At 52.6% G+C, this 15,360-nt stretch carries 11 protein-coding genes; 5 read left to right on the plus strand and 6 right to left on the minus strand.

The genetic code is table 11. The features are described 5' to 3' along the window. The first annotated feature begins 37 nt into the window (after positions 1-37). Both ACOQPM_RS19760 and ACOQPM_RS19765 read left to right on the plus strand, forming a co-directional pair. Positions 38-976 carry a lysylphosphatidylglycerol synthase transmembrane domain-containing protein gene (locus ACOQPM_RS19760; protein WP_420631980.1) on the plus strand — a complete coding sequence of 313 codons (939 nt, stop codon included), beginning with the start codon at positions 38-40 and terminating at the stop codon, positions 974-976. A gap of 310 nt (positions 977-1,286) precedes the next feature. Continuing rightward, positions 1,287-2,573: a hypothetical protein gene (locus ACOQPM_RS19765; RefSeq protein WP_420631981.1), complete on the plus strand. Its 1,287-nt coding sequence runs from the start codon at positions 1,287-1,289 to the stop codon at positions 2,571-2,573. A gap of 110 nt (positions 2,574-2,683) precedes the next feature. On the opposite strand, the gene glp is transcribed toward ACOQPM_RS19765, so the two are convergent. The 6 genes from glp to ACOQPM_RS19795 all read right to left on the minus strand — a co-directional run bounded on the left by glp (position 2,684) and on the right by ACOQPM_RS19795 (position 9,369). Then, entirely contained in the window at positions 2,684-3,991 is a 1,308-nt protein-coding gene (glp, locus tag ACOQPM_RS19770) for a gephyrin-like molybdotransferase Glp (protein WP_420631982.1), read from the minus strand. Between the two features lie 38 nt (positions 3,992-4,029). Further along, a complete protein-coding gene (locus ACOQPM_RS19775; protein ID WP_420631983.1) occupies positions 4,030-5,799 on the minus strand; it encodes a SulP family inorganic anion transporter in 1,770 nt (589 codons plus the stop codon). A 122-nt stretch (positions 5,800-5,921) separates the two neighbouring features. Further along, positions 5,922-6,275, minus strand: a complete 354-nt coding sequence (locus ACOQPM_RS19780) for a rhodanese-like domain-containing protein (RefSeq protein WP_420631984.1) — start codon at positions 6,273-6,275, stop codon at positions 5,922-5,924. 108 nt (positions 6,276-6,383) lie between these two features. Beyond that, positions 6,384-7,283 (minus strand): acyltransferase, encoded by a 900-nt coding sequence (locus tag ACOQPM_RS19785; protein ID WP_420631985.1) that lies wholly within the window; start codon positions 7,281-7,283, stop codon positions 6,384-6,386. Positions 7,284-7,503: 220 nt separating this feature from the next. Further along, positions 7,504-8,622, minus strand: a complete 1,119-nt coding sequence (locus ACOQPM_RS19790; RefSeq protein WP_420631986.1) for a sensor histidine kinase — start codon at positions 8,620-8,622, stop codon at positions 7,504-7,506. A gap of 54 nt (positions 8,623-8,676) precedes the next feature. Then, positions 8,677-9,369: a response regulator transcription factor gene (locus ACOQPM_RS19795; protein WP_420631987.1), complete on the minus strand. Its 693-nt coding sequence runs from the start codon at positions 9,367-9,369 to the stop codon at positions 8,677-8,679. Between the two features lie 178 nt (positions 9,370-9,547). On the opposite strand from ACOQPM_RS19795, the gene nrfD reads away from it, so the two are divergent. The 3 genes from nrfD to ACOQPM_RS19810 all read left to right on the plus strand — a co-directional run bounded on the left by nrfD (position 9,548) and on the right by ACOQPM_RS19810 (position 15,250). Continuing rightward, complete coding sequence (gene nrfD / locus ACOQPM_RS19800; protein ID WP_420631988.1) at positions 9,548-11,239, plus strand: NrfD/PsrC family molybdoenzyme membrane anchor subunit; 1,692 nt, start codon at positions 9,548-9,550, stop codon at positions 11,237-11,239. Between the two features lie 4 nt (positions 11,240-11,243). Further along, the gene (locus ACOQPM_RS19805; protein WP_420631989.1) at positions 11,244-12,173 is read left to right on the plus strand and encodes a hypothetical protein; all 930 of its coding nucleotides are present in this window, start codon (positions 11,244-11,246) and stop codon (positions 12,171-12,173) included. A gap of 185 nt (positions 12,174-12,358) precedes the next feature. Beyond that, entirely contained in the window at positions 12,359-15,250 is a 2,892-nt protein-coding gene (locus ACOQPM_RS19810; RefSeq protein WP_420632431.1) for a molybdopterin-dependent oxidoreductase, read from the plus strand. Positions 15,251-15,360: the final 110 nt, after the last annotated feature.

Here is a 15,360-nt window from a genome sequence, read left to right on the forward strand (position 1 = left end):
GATGGCAACACGGGGGCAAAACAGATAGAATTTCGTGATGCGAAAACATCTCGGCACCATCCTCAAAATCGGCATCACGCTGCTGGCACTGCTGTACGTTTCTACCCGAGTTGATTTTGCGGATATTGGCCAGCGGCTGCTGCAAGCCAAGCTGGGCTGGGTGTTGGTGGGCTTTGTGTTGGTAAACAGCAGCCTGGTGGTGCGGGCTTTTCGCTGGCTGCTGCTGCTGCGCGGCATTGGTGCGCCCATCGAGTTTCGTCGGCTGGTGTCGCTTTATTTCGCGGCCAACTTCTTTAACTCCGTGCTGCCATCTGGCTTTAGCGGCGACGTGGTGCGCGCTGTGGAAGCGGCCCAGGACGTTCCCGCAGAAACGGCCGCAGGCACTGTCCTCGTAGATCGCGCCACTGGGCTACTGGCACTGTTCATGATTGGATTGGCCGCGCTGCCGTTCCGTCCAGACAATTTCCCTCAGACTTTGCTTTGGCAAACAACGGCCGTTTGCCTCATTGGCCTCATTGGTGGGTTTGCAGTGCTAGAGGGGCGACTCGTACACACGTTTGGCCGCTGGGTGCCAGCCAGGCTGCAGCCCATCTGGGCAAAAGTGGCGGGGGTGATTACGGCCGTACAAGCCTGTGGCTGGACGGCCGTTTGGCAAGCTATCGGCGTCTCTATTATCTTTAATTTGATGCAGATTAGCTGGTTTGCAACGGCGGGGCTGGCGCTAGGATACAGTGTGCCATTCAGTCATTACTTTTTGGTAACGCCATTCCTCTCTATTGCCATCTTGCTCCCCTCCATTGGCGGATTGGGCATCCGTGAGAGCCTAGCACCTGCGCTTTTTGCCAGCGCGGGACTGGTTGATGAACAGGCCGTTGCCCTCACGCTGCTCGTCTTCGCCATCGAGCGGCTCTCTGGCTTCCTCGGCGCGCCCATCTACATCTTGGACACTTTGCGCCGGAGTAGAAAACGGCCGTAACTGCCAAGTTTAAAATTTTCTCCTCCCAGTTGACAAAAAGTACCCTTTCAGCTTAAATTTAACCGATCCGTGTCTGATCATCATCTGCTTTGAATCAAAAAAAGGCGCATCTAACTTGGGAGAGATTGGTGCAAGTGAGATAAGTTGTTCATCTTTGCTGCTTCATCGTGCCATATGAAGCCAGAGAAAGAGGAGAATTGCCATTTCCCAAGTTAAAGCAATATAGCCCAACCTCATCCCAAAGTGGAGCTTCACAGCTTCAAACTTTGCCTGTCCAAATCAAATCATCGAAGAAAGAATGGAGTAAACAATGCAAAAACATCTCAAACCAACAATCATACTGCTGCTTACAGGGTTTTTGGGGCTTGTTGTTTTAAGCTTCTGGCAAGTTAATTTTGCCAGTGCCGATGGCGACCCTAATGCAACACGGCCGTCTGGGAACCAAATTGTGACCCAATTGACCCTGGACGTCTCCTGTGAAAGCGGAAGCCTCACCGTAGAAAACCTCTCCGACGTAGCTGGCGAAGAAGCGATTCGGATAATCGTACTTGGCCAATACTTCATCATCACAGTGCCCCTAGAAGCGTTCGAGACAGTAGTTATTCCGCTAGATTACGTCGCTTTGGGTATATCCTTTCCGTTAACAGATACCATTCGCATTGGGGCGCAATCCAATGATATGAAAGTCACTGGCGAGCTAGGCCCGTGCGATGGCCCGCCGCCAACACCTACCAGCACGCCAACAAATACGGTTGTGCCACCAACGCCAACCAACACACCAACTAACACCCCAGTGCCACCAACCAGCACGGCAACCAACACGCCTCCACCATCAACAACGCCAACCAATACACCAGTGCCACCAACACCTACCAACACACCAACCAATACACCAGTGCCACCAACGCCAACCAATACACCGATTCCGCCAACACCAACCATTCCAGCAGAACCCTGCCTGGCACTTTCCAAAACGCTAGATGGGCCATTCCGCACATCGGATGATCTGTTCTTGTCTGACGCCATCATTCCAGTAGCGGTACAGGGCGAAAACAACGGGGATGAAGAAAATCTCTTCTACTTCTTGGTGACCATCGAAGTTGAAAACTGTGGCGGTACGGAATTGACAAATGTTGTTGTGGAAGACACGTTTAGCAACGAAGCACAACCATTTGAGACGGACGATCCAGGCAATGTTGTCATCGTGCCAAATCCTGATCCGTTCGATGGCATGGTGAAAGAGACACTCACTTGGACCGTTGGCTCCATTGCAATTGGTAATACGGCCACGCTAAATGTTTTGGTTGGCACTGAGTTCAACCCGGCTGGCTTGTTAGAACCCACTAGCTTTGGCCAATCAGTCTTCTTCAATGGTCAAGACGATGGCACAGGCAGTGCATCCGTCACGGCCGATGGTGGGCTGAGTGCCTCAGTCGGTGCTATGCAAATTACCTTCGGGGATGAAATTAGCTGTGTAGGTTCAGAAGGTGAATGGGATTCACTCGTGTTTACCTCTGGACCAAATGTTAGCAACCATGACAAATGTGCAGAGGTTGTTACAGGTCTGCCCATTTTGTTCACGGCAACAGCCCCGTAAAGTCTAAACCTGGCTATCGCCTAGCCAGATATAGATAAAAAAGCCCTGTGAGATTTGCATCCCACAGGGCTTTTGATTTGGTTTGTCTGCGGAACGCCGGAGCAGATAAGCTAGAAGAGGCGAACTTCCACCCAATCCCCAGCCAGCAGCCCTCCTTTGTTGAGCGGTACTTTGATCAACCCATCGGCGTTGACGAGGGTGTAGATAAGGTTACTTTTGCCAAAAACCGGGGTGGCCAGCAAACCTTCAGGCCCGTCTTCCAAACGGGCAGGCACATAATCTTCACGACCACTTTCGCTGGCAATATTTTGGCCCAGCTGCGCCCATACCAGTCCCCGGCGCAGCATCTTTTTGACGCCCTGCAAATGGTAAATGGCTGGTACGCCGAACATATCAAACTGTACCATCGCCGAGACGGGGTTGCCAGGCAGCCCTAGCACGGGCTTGCCAGCCACCACACCCACAATCGTTGGTTTGCCGGGGCGGGTAGCTACGCCGTGCAGCAGTACGCCGGGGCTGCCCAGGCGGTCAATTACCTGCACGGTCATATCGCGCACGCTTACGGAGGAACCCGCAGACATGACAAGCATGTCGCAAGTGGCTAACAAATTGGCAGCGGCCGTTTCCAACGCGACAAAATCATCGGGAATAATGCCACCCAGCACAGGCACGCCACTAGCCTGCTCAACCAATCCAGCCACCGTGTAGCTGTTGATGTCCCGAATTTGCCCTGGTCGAGCGGTTTGCTCTGGCTGAATCACCTCATCTCCCGTGGCTAAAATGCCCACGCGCGGGCGGCGCGCAACGTCTACCGATACAATCCCCAACGCAAGCAACCCACCCAAATCCTGCGGCCGCAAAATATGTCCGGCAGGCAAAATTTCTGCGTCCAACTGCACATCTTCACCCACCTGAAGCACATTCTGCCCCACGGCCACCGATTTAAGCACCTCAATCTCAAAGGGAAATATTTCATGCTGAAATTCAGGAGATTGGAGATTAGAGATTGGAGACTGTCCACTGCTTACTGATAACTGATTACTGACCATCTGCGTGTGCTCAATCTGGACCACAGCATTGGCCGTTTCGGGGATCATGCCGCCAGTGTGTACGATGGCTGCTTGCCCAACACCAAGCGCGACGTCGGCGGGTTGGCCCATTGGCACTTCGCCCACCACCTGCAAAAAGGCGGGTAAACTTTCTGACGCGCCAAAGGTGTCGGCGGCGCGGACGGCATAGCCATCCATCGTGCTGCGGCGAAATTGGGGCAAGGCGTGTGGGGCGGTAACGGCCGTTGCCAACACGCGACCATTGACTTTATCTGTGGGCAGGGTTTCTGGGGTAAGGACGGCCGTTAAATGCTCAAACAACAGCGCACGAGCCTCATCAGGTGGAAGTACATTAAAAAATTCAGGCATGTGCCCAAGTGTATCAAACTGTTGGATGGTGGCTAGGATTAGCGACTGGCAACGACGCCAATCGCCTTCATCGCGTCGTGGGTGGTGAGATGAACAAACTGCTCACCAAGATGCGTGACAAAGCCAATAGCCCGCAGCCTGTCTAGCACAGGACCCTTGATAGCCGCTAGATGAAGCTGCACCCCGGCATCCTTGAGCTGGTGCAGCAGCGATTCTAACGTTTCTAAGGCGCTGGCATCAATGAAATTAACGGCCGTACCAATCAACACAAAATGATCCATCTCCGGCTGATCAGCAACGAGCCCCAGCATCGTATCCTCTAAGAATTTACTGTTGGCAAAATAGAGGCTTTCATCAATACGTACGGCCACCACGTTAGGCCAACAGGTCACACGATGGCGCAGCACGTTACGGTAAATCTCGCTCTCGCCCAACCGCCCCACAACAGCAACATGTGGCCGACTGCTGCGCCAGATGAACAGTAGCATCGCCACCCCCACGCCAATCAGGATGCCATTTTCTACGCCCAACGCCAGCACCGCAACAAAAGTCACCATAAATGACGCCCCATCTGCCTTGTTGTACCGCCAAACGTGCCGGAATGTTTTCACATCCACCAACCCAGCCACCGCCACCATCACAATAGCGGCAAGCACCGCACGCGGCAAAAAGTAAAATACGGGGGTGAGGAAAATGACGGTGAGGGCAACGAGTACGGCCGTAATAATCGAAGCCAGCCCACTATTCGCCCCGGCATCAAAATTAACCACCGAGCGACTAAATCCACCCGTCACCGGATAGCCGCCAGTAAGCATCGCCCCCAAATTGGCCACACCCAACGCCAAAAGCTCCTGATTTGCCCCCACTTTTTGCCGCCGCTTGCTGGCCAACGACTTCGCCACGGCGATGCTCTCCATGTACCCCACAAAGCTAATCACCAGTGCCGTGGGCAAAAGCTGCTGCCACAATGCCAAATCCACCGCAGGTAGGGTCAGCGGTGGCAAACCTGCAGGCACATTCCCTACAATGGCTACCCCCGCCTGCTCGTCCAGCCGCAAGCCCCACACCAGCACCGTTCCCAGCACCACAATCACCAGTGGGGCTGCTTTGGTAATGGGCAGCACCCAGCTCGATGGCATGCCCAATCGCGTGAGCTGCTTGTCCAGCCCCACCTTAAAGTAAAGCAGGATGAGAATGCCCCCACCCCCCAACGCCAGGGTAATGAGATTGGTTTCTGTGATGTGAACGGTCATATACGCCAACAACTCAAAAAATTCCAAACGAGGTATCGAGATGCCTAGCAAATGCTTAAGCTGGCTAAAGCCAATCACTAATGCCGCCGCGCTGGTAAAGCCAGCCAGCACCGGATGGCTTAAAAAATTCACCAAAAAGCCCAACCGCACCAGCCCCATCACCAGTTGGATAACGCCCACCAACAAAGCCAATACAATCGCCAATTGCACATAAGCCGCGCTGCCAGCCTCTGCCAGCGGCGCAATGCCTGAAGCTACCAGCAACGACACAATGGCCACTGGCCCCACCGCCAATGCCCGACTGCTGCCCAAAACACCATAAATAATGAGTGGCACGATGCTGGCATACAGTCCAACTTCTGGCGGCAAGCCAGCCAAAAGGGCATATGCCATCCCCTGCGGCACCAACATTACCGCCACAATAAAACCTGCCAGCACATCCCCCACCAACTGCTCACGAGGATAATTTTGCAACCAATGATTTGCCGGCAGCAGGCGGCGCATACGGTTTGGAAATGGTTTAGATACCAATAATTGTTCCTGGGATTTTGTCATGGCTCTTTCAGAGGGCTAGAAAACAAAACACGGACAAACGCGGAACGCTAAAATTGCGTTTTCGACGTTTGTCCGCATCCTAAATTTTCACAGGTTTGCGACACAGCCTAACGAGGCATCTTTTACTGATGGGGCAAACGCGCACGCTTCCAGGCAATCATGCCACCGCCCAGGTTAGTGACATCAGCAAACCCCTGGCTTTGCAGCAGTTCGCAAGCGGTGCGGCTGCGTGCCCCTGAGCGACAAACGCAAACAATTGGCATGCCGTGGGGTAGTTCGCTCATGCGGTGGCGCAAGCTACCCAGCGGCATCAGCCTTGACCCTTCAACATGTCCCTGATGAGCATACTCTTCCGGCTGACGCACGTCTAAAACAAGAATGGGTTGCTTGTTGGTGATTTTTTCTTGCAATTCGTTTGGGGTGATATTTTTTACGGCCGTTCCCCCTGTTACCTGGCCAAATAATGCTCTAAACACAATCTTAACCTCTACTTGATAACTTTTTCACAATACGCCGCTAGCATATCAACCGATTGCAATAGCACCGTAAAGAGGATGTAAGGATTGCGTAAAGAGAGAAACCATCTACACGGGAATGCCCAAGTGCTCATCCAGCAGCCCGTCTTTCTCCCACCATAGGTCGCGAACCCATGCTTGGAACGCTTCACGGAACGGCTCGTCATTCTGGTAATCTTGATTGCAAAATTCGGTAGGGATCGGCCGTTTTTGGATGATCACCTCAACTTCTTTTAGCTCACCGCGCATAAACGCCCACGCATCTGGCACGCCCTGCGGGTAAATGATCGTAACATCCAGCATCGTTTGAATCTGGTCGCCCATAGCCCCCAACACAAAGCCAATGCCGCCTGCTTTTGGCTTGAGCAAATGGCGGTACGGAGAATCCTGCCTTTGGTGCTTGGCAGCCGTAATGCGCGTACCTTCCATGAAATTCATCACAGAGACGGGCGTAGTTTTGAAACGCTCGCACATCTTCCGAGTTGTCTCCAAATCTTTGCCGTGCAGGTCAGGATTTCGTGCAATTTGCTCTTTTGAGTACCGCTTCATGAAGGGAAAATCGAGGGCCCACCAGGCCAACCCAATCACCGGCACCCAAATCAGCTCTTGCTTGAGGAAAAATTTGAGGAAGGGGATTTTTTTGTTGAAGACATGCTGCAGCACAAAAATGTCTACCCAAGATTGATGATTGCACACAACCAAATACCAATCATCATAGCTTAATCCTTCAAGGCCAGAGATGCGCCACAGAGTGCGCTGGGTCAACCGCATCCAGGCACTGTTGCAACCAATCCATGCCTCCGCTAGCCAGATGGCAACTTTAGTGCATTGGGTGCGCCACGCTTTGATGGGAATGAGTAGCTTGGCAATGGCAACCAGATACAAAACGGGGCACCAAAAGAGGGTATTCAGGGCAATGGCCAACGACGCCACGCCACCAATGATTGGCGCTGGCAAAAAATTTAACATTTTAATTTGCTCCGTTTGGGTCTATTTCGTCCGGCGTCTAAGTGCCTGTTCGCAGAATAAAGGCTCATAAATATACTATCGAATTGGCGAACGGGCTTAAAGTAGCCGTTGGGTTCCAAACCGTTATTTTAACTCCGAACGGCTACTTAGGGTATCGCAAACGGCCGTACTTTCCAACTGAATTTTAACTGGGCAGACACGGGGATCTGCCCCAACCAGATTACGCCAATAGCAGGGTGAATGTAAAACAGCTACCCTGGTTCAGGCCATCAGAAACGGCCGTTAACTCCCCACCCATCGCCCACACCAAATGGCGAGAAATGGTCAGGCCAATGCCGGTGCCGCCACTGGTGCGGGCGCGGGATTGGTCTACCCGATAAAACCGTTCAAACAAAAAAGGCAACGCATCCGCAGGAATACCAACGCCATTGTCCTGTACGCAAATTTCAGCGAAACGGCCGTTTGCCTGCGCCGTTAACCACACGCGCCCACCCTCTGGCGTGTAGCGAATGGCATTGCCCACCAAATTGATCAATACTTGCGCCGCCCGATCTGCATCGGCCAAAACCAACAGCGAGTCGGATGGGGGCTGGCTCTCAAGCGCGATTTGCTTGCTCTGCGCCTGCACGGTTAGCTGCGCCAAAACGCGCTGCACCAATTGGTTCACCGCCACAGGCTGAAAATCTAGCTGAAACTGACCCGACTCAATGCGAGACAGGTGTTGAATGTCGTTCACCAGCCGCCCCAATCGATCTACCTCTTGGGTCATCCAGGCAAACGTTTCTTCGTTGGCGGGGAACAAGCCATCCATGAGCCCTTCCAGGTAGCCTTTCAGGCCAGTTAGCGGGGTGCGTAGCTCATGGGCAATGTTGCCCAGCAAAGCCACACGCTGCTGCTCCACATCTTCCAGGGCGGTGGTCATCTGATTAAAACTGGTAACAAGCTGGGCCATCGCTTCTCCACTGCTTTTTGGCACGGCGACGCGCTCGTCGAAACGGCCGTCGGCAATGCGCTGGCTGCTGTCTGCTACCTGCCGCAGCGGATTGATGATGGTGCGCCATAGCAAAAATGAAGAATACGCACCGGCAATCACCGCGCCCAGGGCGGCAAATAGCACCGACAAGAGCACCGCATTACGAAAAGCGATAATGAGATCGGCTTCTACCTGCGCCAAATTGCCGGGGTTTTGCAAGAGGGTATTGAGCAACGGCCGTAAAACCACCGGCGCACTGTTCAAAATAATAATGCGCGTGGCCAGCATCATAATGCTCACACCCACCAGCGCCACCAAAAATTGGGAGCCAATCAGTCGCCAGCGGAGTCGTTTGTACCAGGGCATGAAACCTCACAAAAGGAAGCTAGGAGACTGGAGATTGTCCCAATCTCCAGTCTCCTAGCTTTTTAAGTCTACAAACTTATACCCAATTCCCCGCACCGTTTCGATGAGTAACTGGCCGGTGACATCTTGCAGCTTGCGCCGCACCTGCCCTACGTACACATCCACCACGCGGTCATTGCCGTAATAATCGCCCCCCCAAACCAGGGAGAGAAGCTGCTCCCTGGTAAGCACGCGGCCGGCGTGTTTGGCCAACTCCAGCAACACCTGAAACTCAGTAGCGGTGAGGTCCAGCGGCTGCCCAGCTGCAATAGCTTCGTGGCTTTCTGGGTTAATGGTGAGATGTTGGAAGGCGTAGACGGTGGCGGTAGAAACGGTCGTTTCTCTCTGTCGCCTCAATACAGCCTCCACCCTGGCCACCAGCTCGCGTGGGCTAAATGGCTTGGTAAGATAATCATCCGCGCCGATACGCAAACCAGCCACCCTGTCTGCCTCTTCACCCCGCGCCGACAGCATAAGAATGTACATGCCCGACTCTTCCCGCAGCCGTGCCGCGACTTCCATCCCGTCCATTCCCGGCAGGTTCAAATCCAGCACTACCAAATCGGGCTGAATTAATCGTGCCTGAGCCAGAGCTATACGGCCGTCATCCACAACTGTCACGGTAAAACCCGCACTTTCCAAATAAGTACGGACGATAGTTTGAATGCTACGTTCATCTTCAACAACAAGGATATGTGGTGATTTCATTGGCTCTCGTAGATAGCTTTGTAAAGATTTGGTAATAATGGCGCAAGGGTTCAGTAAAAACAAAATAGCTGGGTTGTCATTCAAACCCGACCCTCGCATAATACCTGACCAAACAGAATCATCTGCCACTCATTTGTCCTTTGCAAAGACACGCCTGTAAGGTTCAGTTAACGATATTATGACAGAAATTTCTCCCTCCACCAGTCATGCAGCCGCCAAAAATTACGGTTTTATCATAGACAACCGCAAGTGCATCGGCTGTCACGCCTGTTCTACCGCTTGCAAAAGTGAAAACGAGGTGCCGCTGGGCGTCTATCGCACCTGGGTAAAATATGTTGAGACTGGTGCATACCCAGACACGCGCCGCCATTTTCAGGTGACGCGCTGCAACCATTGCGCCAACCCGCCCTGCGTACGCATCTGCCCCACGCAAGCCATGTACCAACGCGCCGACGGCATAGTCGAATTCGACAACAGCGTCTGCATTGGCTGCAAAGCGTGCATGCAAGCCTGCCCCTATGATGCTATCTATATTGATCCAGAAGACGGTACGGCCGCAAAGTGCCATTATTGTGCCCACCGCACCGACATTGGCCTGGAACCAGCTTGCGTGGTGGTTTGCCCGGAACATGCCATCATTGCTGGTGACATGAACGACCCGCAAAATGAAATTAGCCAACTGCTGGCGCGACAAGACGTAACCGTACGTAAGCCAGAGCAAGGTACGGCTCCCAAGCTGTTCTACATCGAAGGCAATGACGTGGTGATGCACCCCACCGCCACGGAACGCACGCCAGAAACATTTATGTGGGCAGACGTGATGCCGCTCCACGAAACCACCCAAAAAGGTGAACACCCTTCTACGCCACACGCAACACGCAATACGTACCACAGCAACGGCACACCGATTCGCACACCGGGAACACAGGGGCAACCGTGGGCCGGGCCGATCCAGATTGGAAACGGCCGTATGGCAGAGCAAATGGTTCAAGTCGGCTACAACGCCCAACACAAAATTCCGTGGCATTGGCCCGTTCCCGCCTATTTGGTCACCAAAGGCATCGGCGCAGGCATTTTCATGGTGCTGGCGCTGGGCTGGGGTCTGGACTGGTTCCGCTTTGATCCGGTTGTGGCCGTGGGCGCAGGCTTCCTCTCGCTGCTGTTCGTCGGCCTCACGACTGGCCTGCTCGTTTACGATCTGGAGAAGCCAGAGCGATTTTTGTACATTTTGCTACGGCCGCAGTGGAAAAGCTGGTTAACGCGCGGCGCGGTGCTGCTCATTGGTCTTAGCACCATTACAGGCCTGTGGTGGCTCTTGGAACTGGGCGGTCTCATTTTTAATTACGACGCGCCCGGTTTCCGTGCTTTTTATTTGTGGCTTGGACTGCCGTTTGCCATTGGAACTGCCGTTTACACCGCATTCCTCTTTGCCCAAGCCGAAGGGCGCGACCTATGGCAAAGTCCGCTGCTGCCGTTCCACCTCGTGGTGCAGGCAATGATGATGGGTTCTGGCATGATGTTGCTGCTTGATTTGTTTATGGATTTGCCTCGCGACATGCCCGAAGTAAGCGCAACCATCTTCATCGTGGCTTTGATTGTGGATTTGTTCATCACCCTGGTCGGTGAATTTTCAATCCCCCACGCCAGCGAAGTTGCGGCGAAGGCCGCGCACGAAATCAGCCACGGACGTTACAAAAATCATTTCTGGTTCGGCAGCATTGGGCTGGGACACGTATTGCCCTTGCTCATGGTTTGGTTGCTGGCAGATATGGCGGTGGTTGGGGCGGTAGCGGCCGTTTGCGCCGCAGTTGGTCTTTACCTGTACGAATACACCTTCGTCATGGCACCACAAGAAATTCAGAATAGCTAAAATTATGCAACGGAAGAACAAAAAGCTTGATGCTGCTTACAAAATGCTTAGTGAAGAGTTTGAATTGCCGCCTAAATATCTGCGACAAGCACAAATCAATGGCAAAGTAACTGAACACCAAGTTTATGAAACCCTCGAAAAATATCACTTTGAATGGAAACATGGCAAATGGAAAAAATCAGAATCCACCCCCGAATGGATTCTTGAATCAATACAAGAATTCGATGCTGATTTAATCGAAGCAATTGAAGGTTCTGTTTGGATTATTCAGCCTTACTCTAGAACCCCAATTTTCCGAGATTATTTGACAGCTTTAGAGTACTTTATCGAAACAGAGCTTGAAAGTCGGGAAGAAGCATTGGAAACAGCAAAAGCTAAGTTTGAATTCAGTGAATTTGGTGAACCCCCTGAATGGATTTATGCAAATAGCTCTTTAGAAAGTGCTGAAGAGTTTGCGTACATTCTGAGAAACTCCTTTTTCATAAATCTATGCAGTTATATTGAAATATTTTTGGCCGACCGTTATCCAAATCAGGCACCCAGAAACGATGTTGTCAAAACCATGACGAAAAACCTAATTTACCCAATAAAAAAAGAAAGAATTCCTGGATGGTTACATATTCAAAAATACAATCAAATCAGAAATAACCTTGTGCATAATGATGGGTTTCTTGATAACTCAAACAAGCAAGACAGCCTGACAAAATTCTTCGAGCAAAATCCCCCAAAACTAGAAACTGCAAACATGAGCGACGAGATCGGAAAAGAAAGTAATTCTCACATAAAAATATTGTTGACAAGTGAATTTTGTAGGAAGGCAGTGGACATCGTAGAGCAGTTTTTATTTGCTGTAGATTTTGTTGCAAATCAACTTGAAAATTCAGACAAGCCAACTAAAACAAGCTATTTACAACAAACAAATAAAGATAATTAGCAAAACAATTATCAAAGGCAAACAATTGGAACATGAGTGAAAATCGTTCAGTAATCAAATTTTTAAGCAATATGCTTAAAGTGGGCGCGCCACCAGAACGGAAACGGCCGTTACCCACCGAACAAACCAACGTCGCCGGACTCGGCCTGCCAGATTTCAACGAGGCACCCCCGTCCGACGTCCACATGCTCACGGTGAAACAGCCAGACGGCCGTCTCAGCCAATATCCACCTGCTGAATATTGGGACAACTGGGTGGAGTACGACGGCAAATCGTGGCCGCAAAAAATCGCTCGCCGCTACATGCTCGTCCCTACCGTCTGCTTCAACTGTGAATCCGCTTGCGGCCTGCTCGCCTACGTGGACAAAACCACGCTGGAAATCAAGAAATTTGAGGGTAATCCAAAACATCCCGGCAGCCGAGGGCGCAACTGCGCCAAAGGCCCCGCCACCCACAACCAAATTTACGATCCAGAGCGCATTCTGTACCCACTCAAGCGCGTCGGTCAGCGCGGCGAAGGCAAATGGAAGCGCATCACCTGGGATGAAGCCGTCAGCGAAATCTCCGCCAAAATGCGCGCGAGCCGCCTGAAGCGCAAAGATGGCATCATGTACCATGTCGGCCGTCCCGGCGAAGACCATTACACCAACCGCGCCATTCAAGCCTGGGGCGTGGACGGCCACAACAGCCATACCAACATCTGCTCCAGCGGGGCGCGCCTGGGTTACTATCTCTGGGGCGCATTTGACCGCCCCAGCCCGGACCACGCCAACGCCCGCGTCATCCTGCTCATCTCCAGCCATTTGGAAACGGGTCACTACTTCAACCCCCACGCCCAGCGCATCATCGAGGGCAAGATGGATGGGGCCAAGCTCATCACCTTCGATCCGCGCCTGAGCAACACCGCCAGCCTGAGCGATGTCTGGCTACCCACCTGGCCCGGCAGTGAGCAAACCGTCCTCCTCGCTATTGCTAATCACCTCATCCAAAACGACCTGTACGATAAGGAGTTTGTGCGGCGGTGGGTGAATTGGGAAGAAACGCTGGAAGCGGTAGCCAGTGATCAGTTATCGGTAAGCAGTAATCAGTTAGCGGACGAAATACGCAATACGCAATACGAAAAACGCGGGTTTGAGTTATTTGATCGTGTTCTCAAGGATTTGTACGCTGAATTCACCTTTGAACGCGCCGCCGAAGAGTCTCAGGTGCCTATTGAGCGAATTGTGGAGACGGCGCGATTGGTTGGGAATTGTGACGGCCGTCTGGCAACCCACACCTGGCGCAGCGCATCAATCGGCAACCTGGGCGGCTGGCAGGTGGCACGTTGTCTCTTCTTTTTGAATGTGTTGACGGGCAGCGTCGGCACGCCCGGTGGCGTGAACGCCAATAGCTGGAGCAAATTTGTACCCAAACCGTTCAGCAGCCCGCCCGCCGGCGACGCCTGGAACGAGCTACATCTACCTCACGAATGGACCTTTGCCCATTACGAAATGAGCTTCCTGCTGCCCCACTTTTTAGAAGAAGGGCGCGGCGACATTGATGTCTACTTCACCCGCGTTTATAACCCGATGTGGATCAACCCCGATGGCTTCATGTGGCTCAAATCGCTGCGCGATGAGAAACAAATCAAATGCCACGTTGCCCTTACCCCTACCTGGAACGAATCTGCCTGGTTTGCCGATTACGTTTTGCCGATGGGCCACTCTGCCGAGCGGCACGATTTGATGAGCCAGGAAACCCATTCCGGCCAGTGGCTGGCCTTCCGCCAGCCCGTCCGCCGCGTGGCGATGGAAAAGCTCGGCCAAAAAGTGAAGCACACTTGGGAGGCCAATCCCGGTGAAGTGTGGGAAGAAAACGAGCTGTGGGTCGAACTGTCTGTCGCCATGGATCCGGACGGCCGTCTGGGCATTCGCCAATATTTTGAAAGCCCCTACCGTCCCGGCGAAATCATCACCCAGGATGAATACCATCAGTGGATTTTTGAGAACGGCGTACCCGGCCTGCCAGAAACGGCCGCTGCCGAAAACCTCACTCCGCTGGAATATATGAAAAAATACGGCGTTTTTGAGGTGAAATCTCACAACTACGTCCCGTATGAAAAAGAGGTAGAGACTGGAAACCAGAGACTAGAGACTGGTTCACAATCCATAATTCATAATTCTCAATTCATAATTGATGAGCAGCAACGCATCCACCAAGACAACAAAATCATCGGTGTGGTTGTAGATGGCAAGCCAAAAGTCGGCGTAGGAACACCCAGCCGCAAGCTGGAGTTTTTCAGCCCAACGATGGCCGAGTGGGGCTGGCCGGAACGTGAATACACTATCCCCTGGCCGCTCAAAAGCCATGTGCATCCCGACAACATTGACCGCGGCAAAGGCGAAATGCTGCTGCTGCCCAACTTCCGCCTGCCCACGCTCATCCACACGCGCAGTGCCAATGCCAAGTGGCTTTACGAAATTAGCCACAAAAACCCGGTCTGGATGCACCCCAGCGATGCCCAGCGGCTAGGCGTAGCCACGGGCGACCTCATCCGCGTGGAAACCGAAATTGGCTACTTTGTAGACAAAGTTTGGGTGACGGAAGGTATCAAACCGGGTGTAGTGGCCATGAGCCATCATCTGGGTCGCTGGCGGCTGCAAGAAGATGCTGGTGTGAATCCGGGAATGTCTGCTCTAGCGCGGCTAGAAGAAAATGGCACAGAGCATAAGCTTAACATCCTCAAAGAAGGCTCTGCCTGGAGCACATTTGACCCAGACACCGACCGCATCTGGTGGAAAGACGTGGGTGTACACCAGAATTTGACCCACGCCGTACATCCAGACCCACTGAGTGGCGCGCACTGCTGGCTGCAAAAGGCGATCAATGTGCAAAAAGCCAAACCACACGACAAGCATGGCGACGTCTGGGTAGACACCACAAAATCTATGGAAGTTTACGAAGAGTGGAAGGGTTTGACCCGCTCGGCTATTGATACAAGCCCAGATGGCACGAGACGGCCGTATTGGTTGAAACGGCCGCTTAAACCCATCAAGGAAGCATACAAACTGCCTGAAAATCCGTTCGGACGCGAATAGAGGCTACGAAGCTTCATGAGTTGAATGTTTTTCCCTGACCTGATAAGTTTCCAAAAACATGTTGCTTCCTTACCAAATCTTTACATTGTCCTTACCAGCAATTTGTACCA

Source organism: Candidatus Leptofilum sp. (genome assembly GCF_965223525.1).
GTDB lineage: Bacteria > Chloroflexota > Anaerolineae > Promineifilales > Promineifilaceae > Leptofilum.

What these genes read in the sequence shown, in the direction of transcription:
- ACOQPM_RS19760 (WP_420631980.1), top strand. Translation starts at nt 38, where the DNA reads ATGCGAAAACATCTCGGCACCATCCTCAAAATCGGCATCACGCTGCTG.
- ACOQPM_RS19765 (WP_420631981.1), top strand. Translation starts at nt 1,287, where the DNA reads ATGCAAAAACATCTCAAACCAACAATCATACTGCTGCTTACAGGGTTT.
- glp (WP_420631982.1), bottom strand. Translation starts at nt 3,991, where the DNA reads ATGCCTGAATTTTTTAATGTACTTCCACCTGATGAGGCTCGTGCGCTG.
- ACOQPM_RS19775 (WP_420631983.1), bottom strand. Translation starts at nt 5,799, where the DNA reads ATGACAAAATCCCAGGAACAATTATTGGTATCTAAACCATTTCCAAAC.
- ACOQPM_RS19785 (WP_420631985.1), bottom strand. Translation starts at nt 7,283, where the DNA reads ATGTTAAATTTTTTGCCAGCGCCAATCATTGGTGGCGTGGCGTCGTTG.
- ACOQPM_RS19790 (WP_420631986.1), bottom strand. Translation starts at nt 8,622, where the DNA reads ATGCCCTGGTACAAACGACTCCGCTGGCGACTGATTGGCTCCCAATTT.
- ACOQPM_RS19795 (WP_420631987.1), bottom strand. Translation starts at nt 9,369, where the DNA reads ATGAAATCACCACATATCCTTGTTGTTGAAGATGAACGTAGCATTCAA.
- nrfD (WP_420631988.1), top strand. Translation starts at nt 9,548, where the DNA reads ATGACAGAAATTTCTCCCTCCACCAGTCATGCAGCCGCCAAAAATTAC.
- ACOQPM_RS19805 (WP_420631989.1), top strand. Translation starts at nt 11,244, where the DNA reads ATGCAACGGAAGAACAAAAAGCTTGATGCTGCTTACAAAATGCTTAGT.
- ACOQPM_RS19810 (WP_420632431.1), top strand. Translation starts at nt 12,359, where the DNA reads ATGCTCACGGTGAAACAGCCAGACGGCCGTCTCAGCCAATATCCACCT.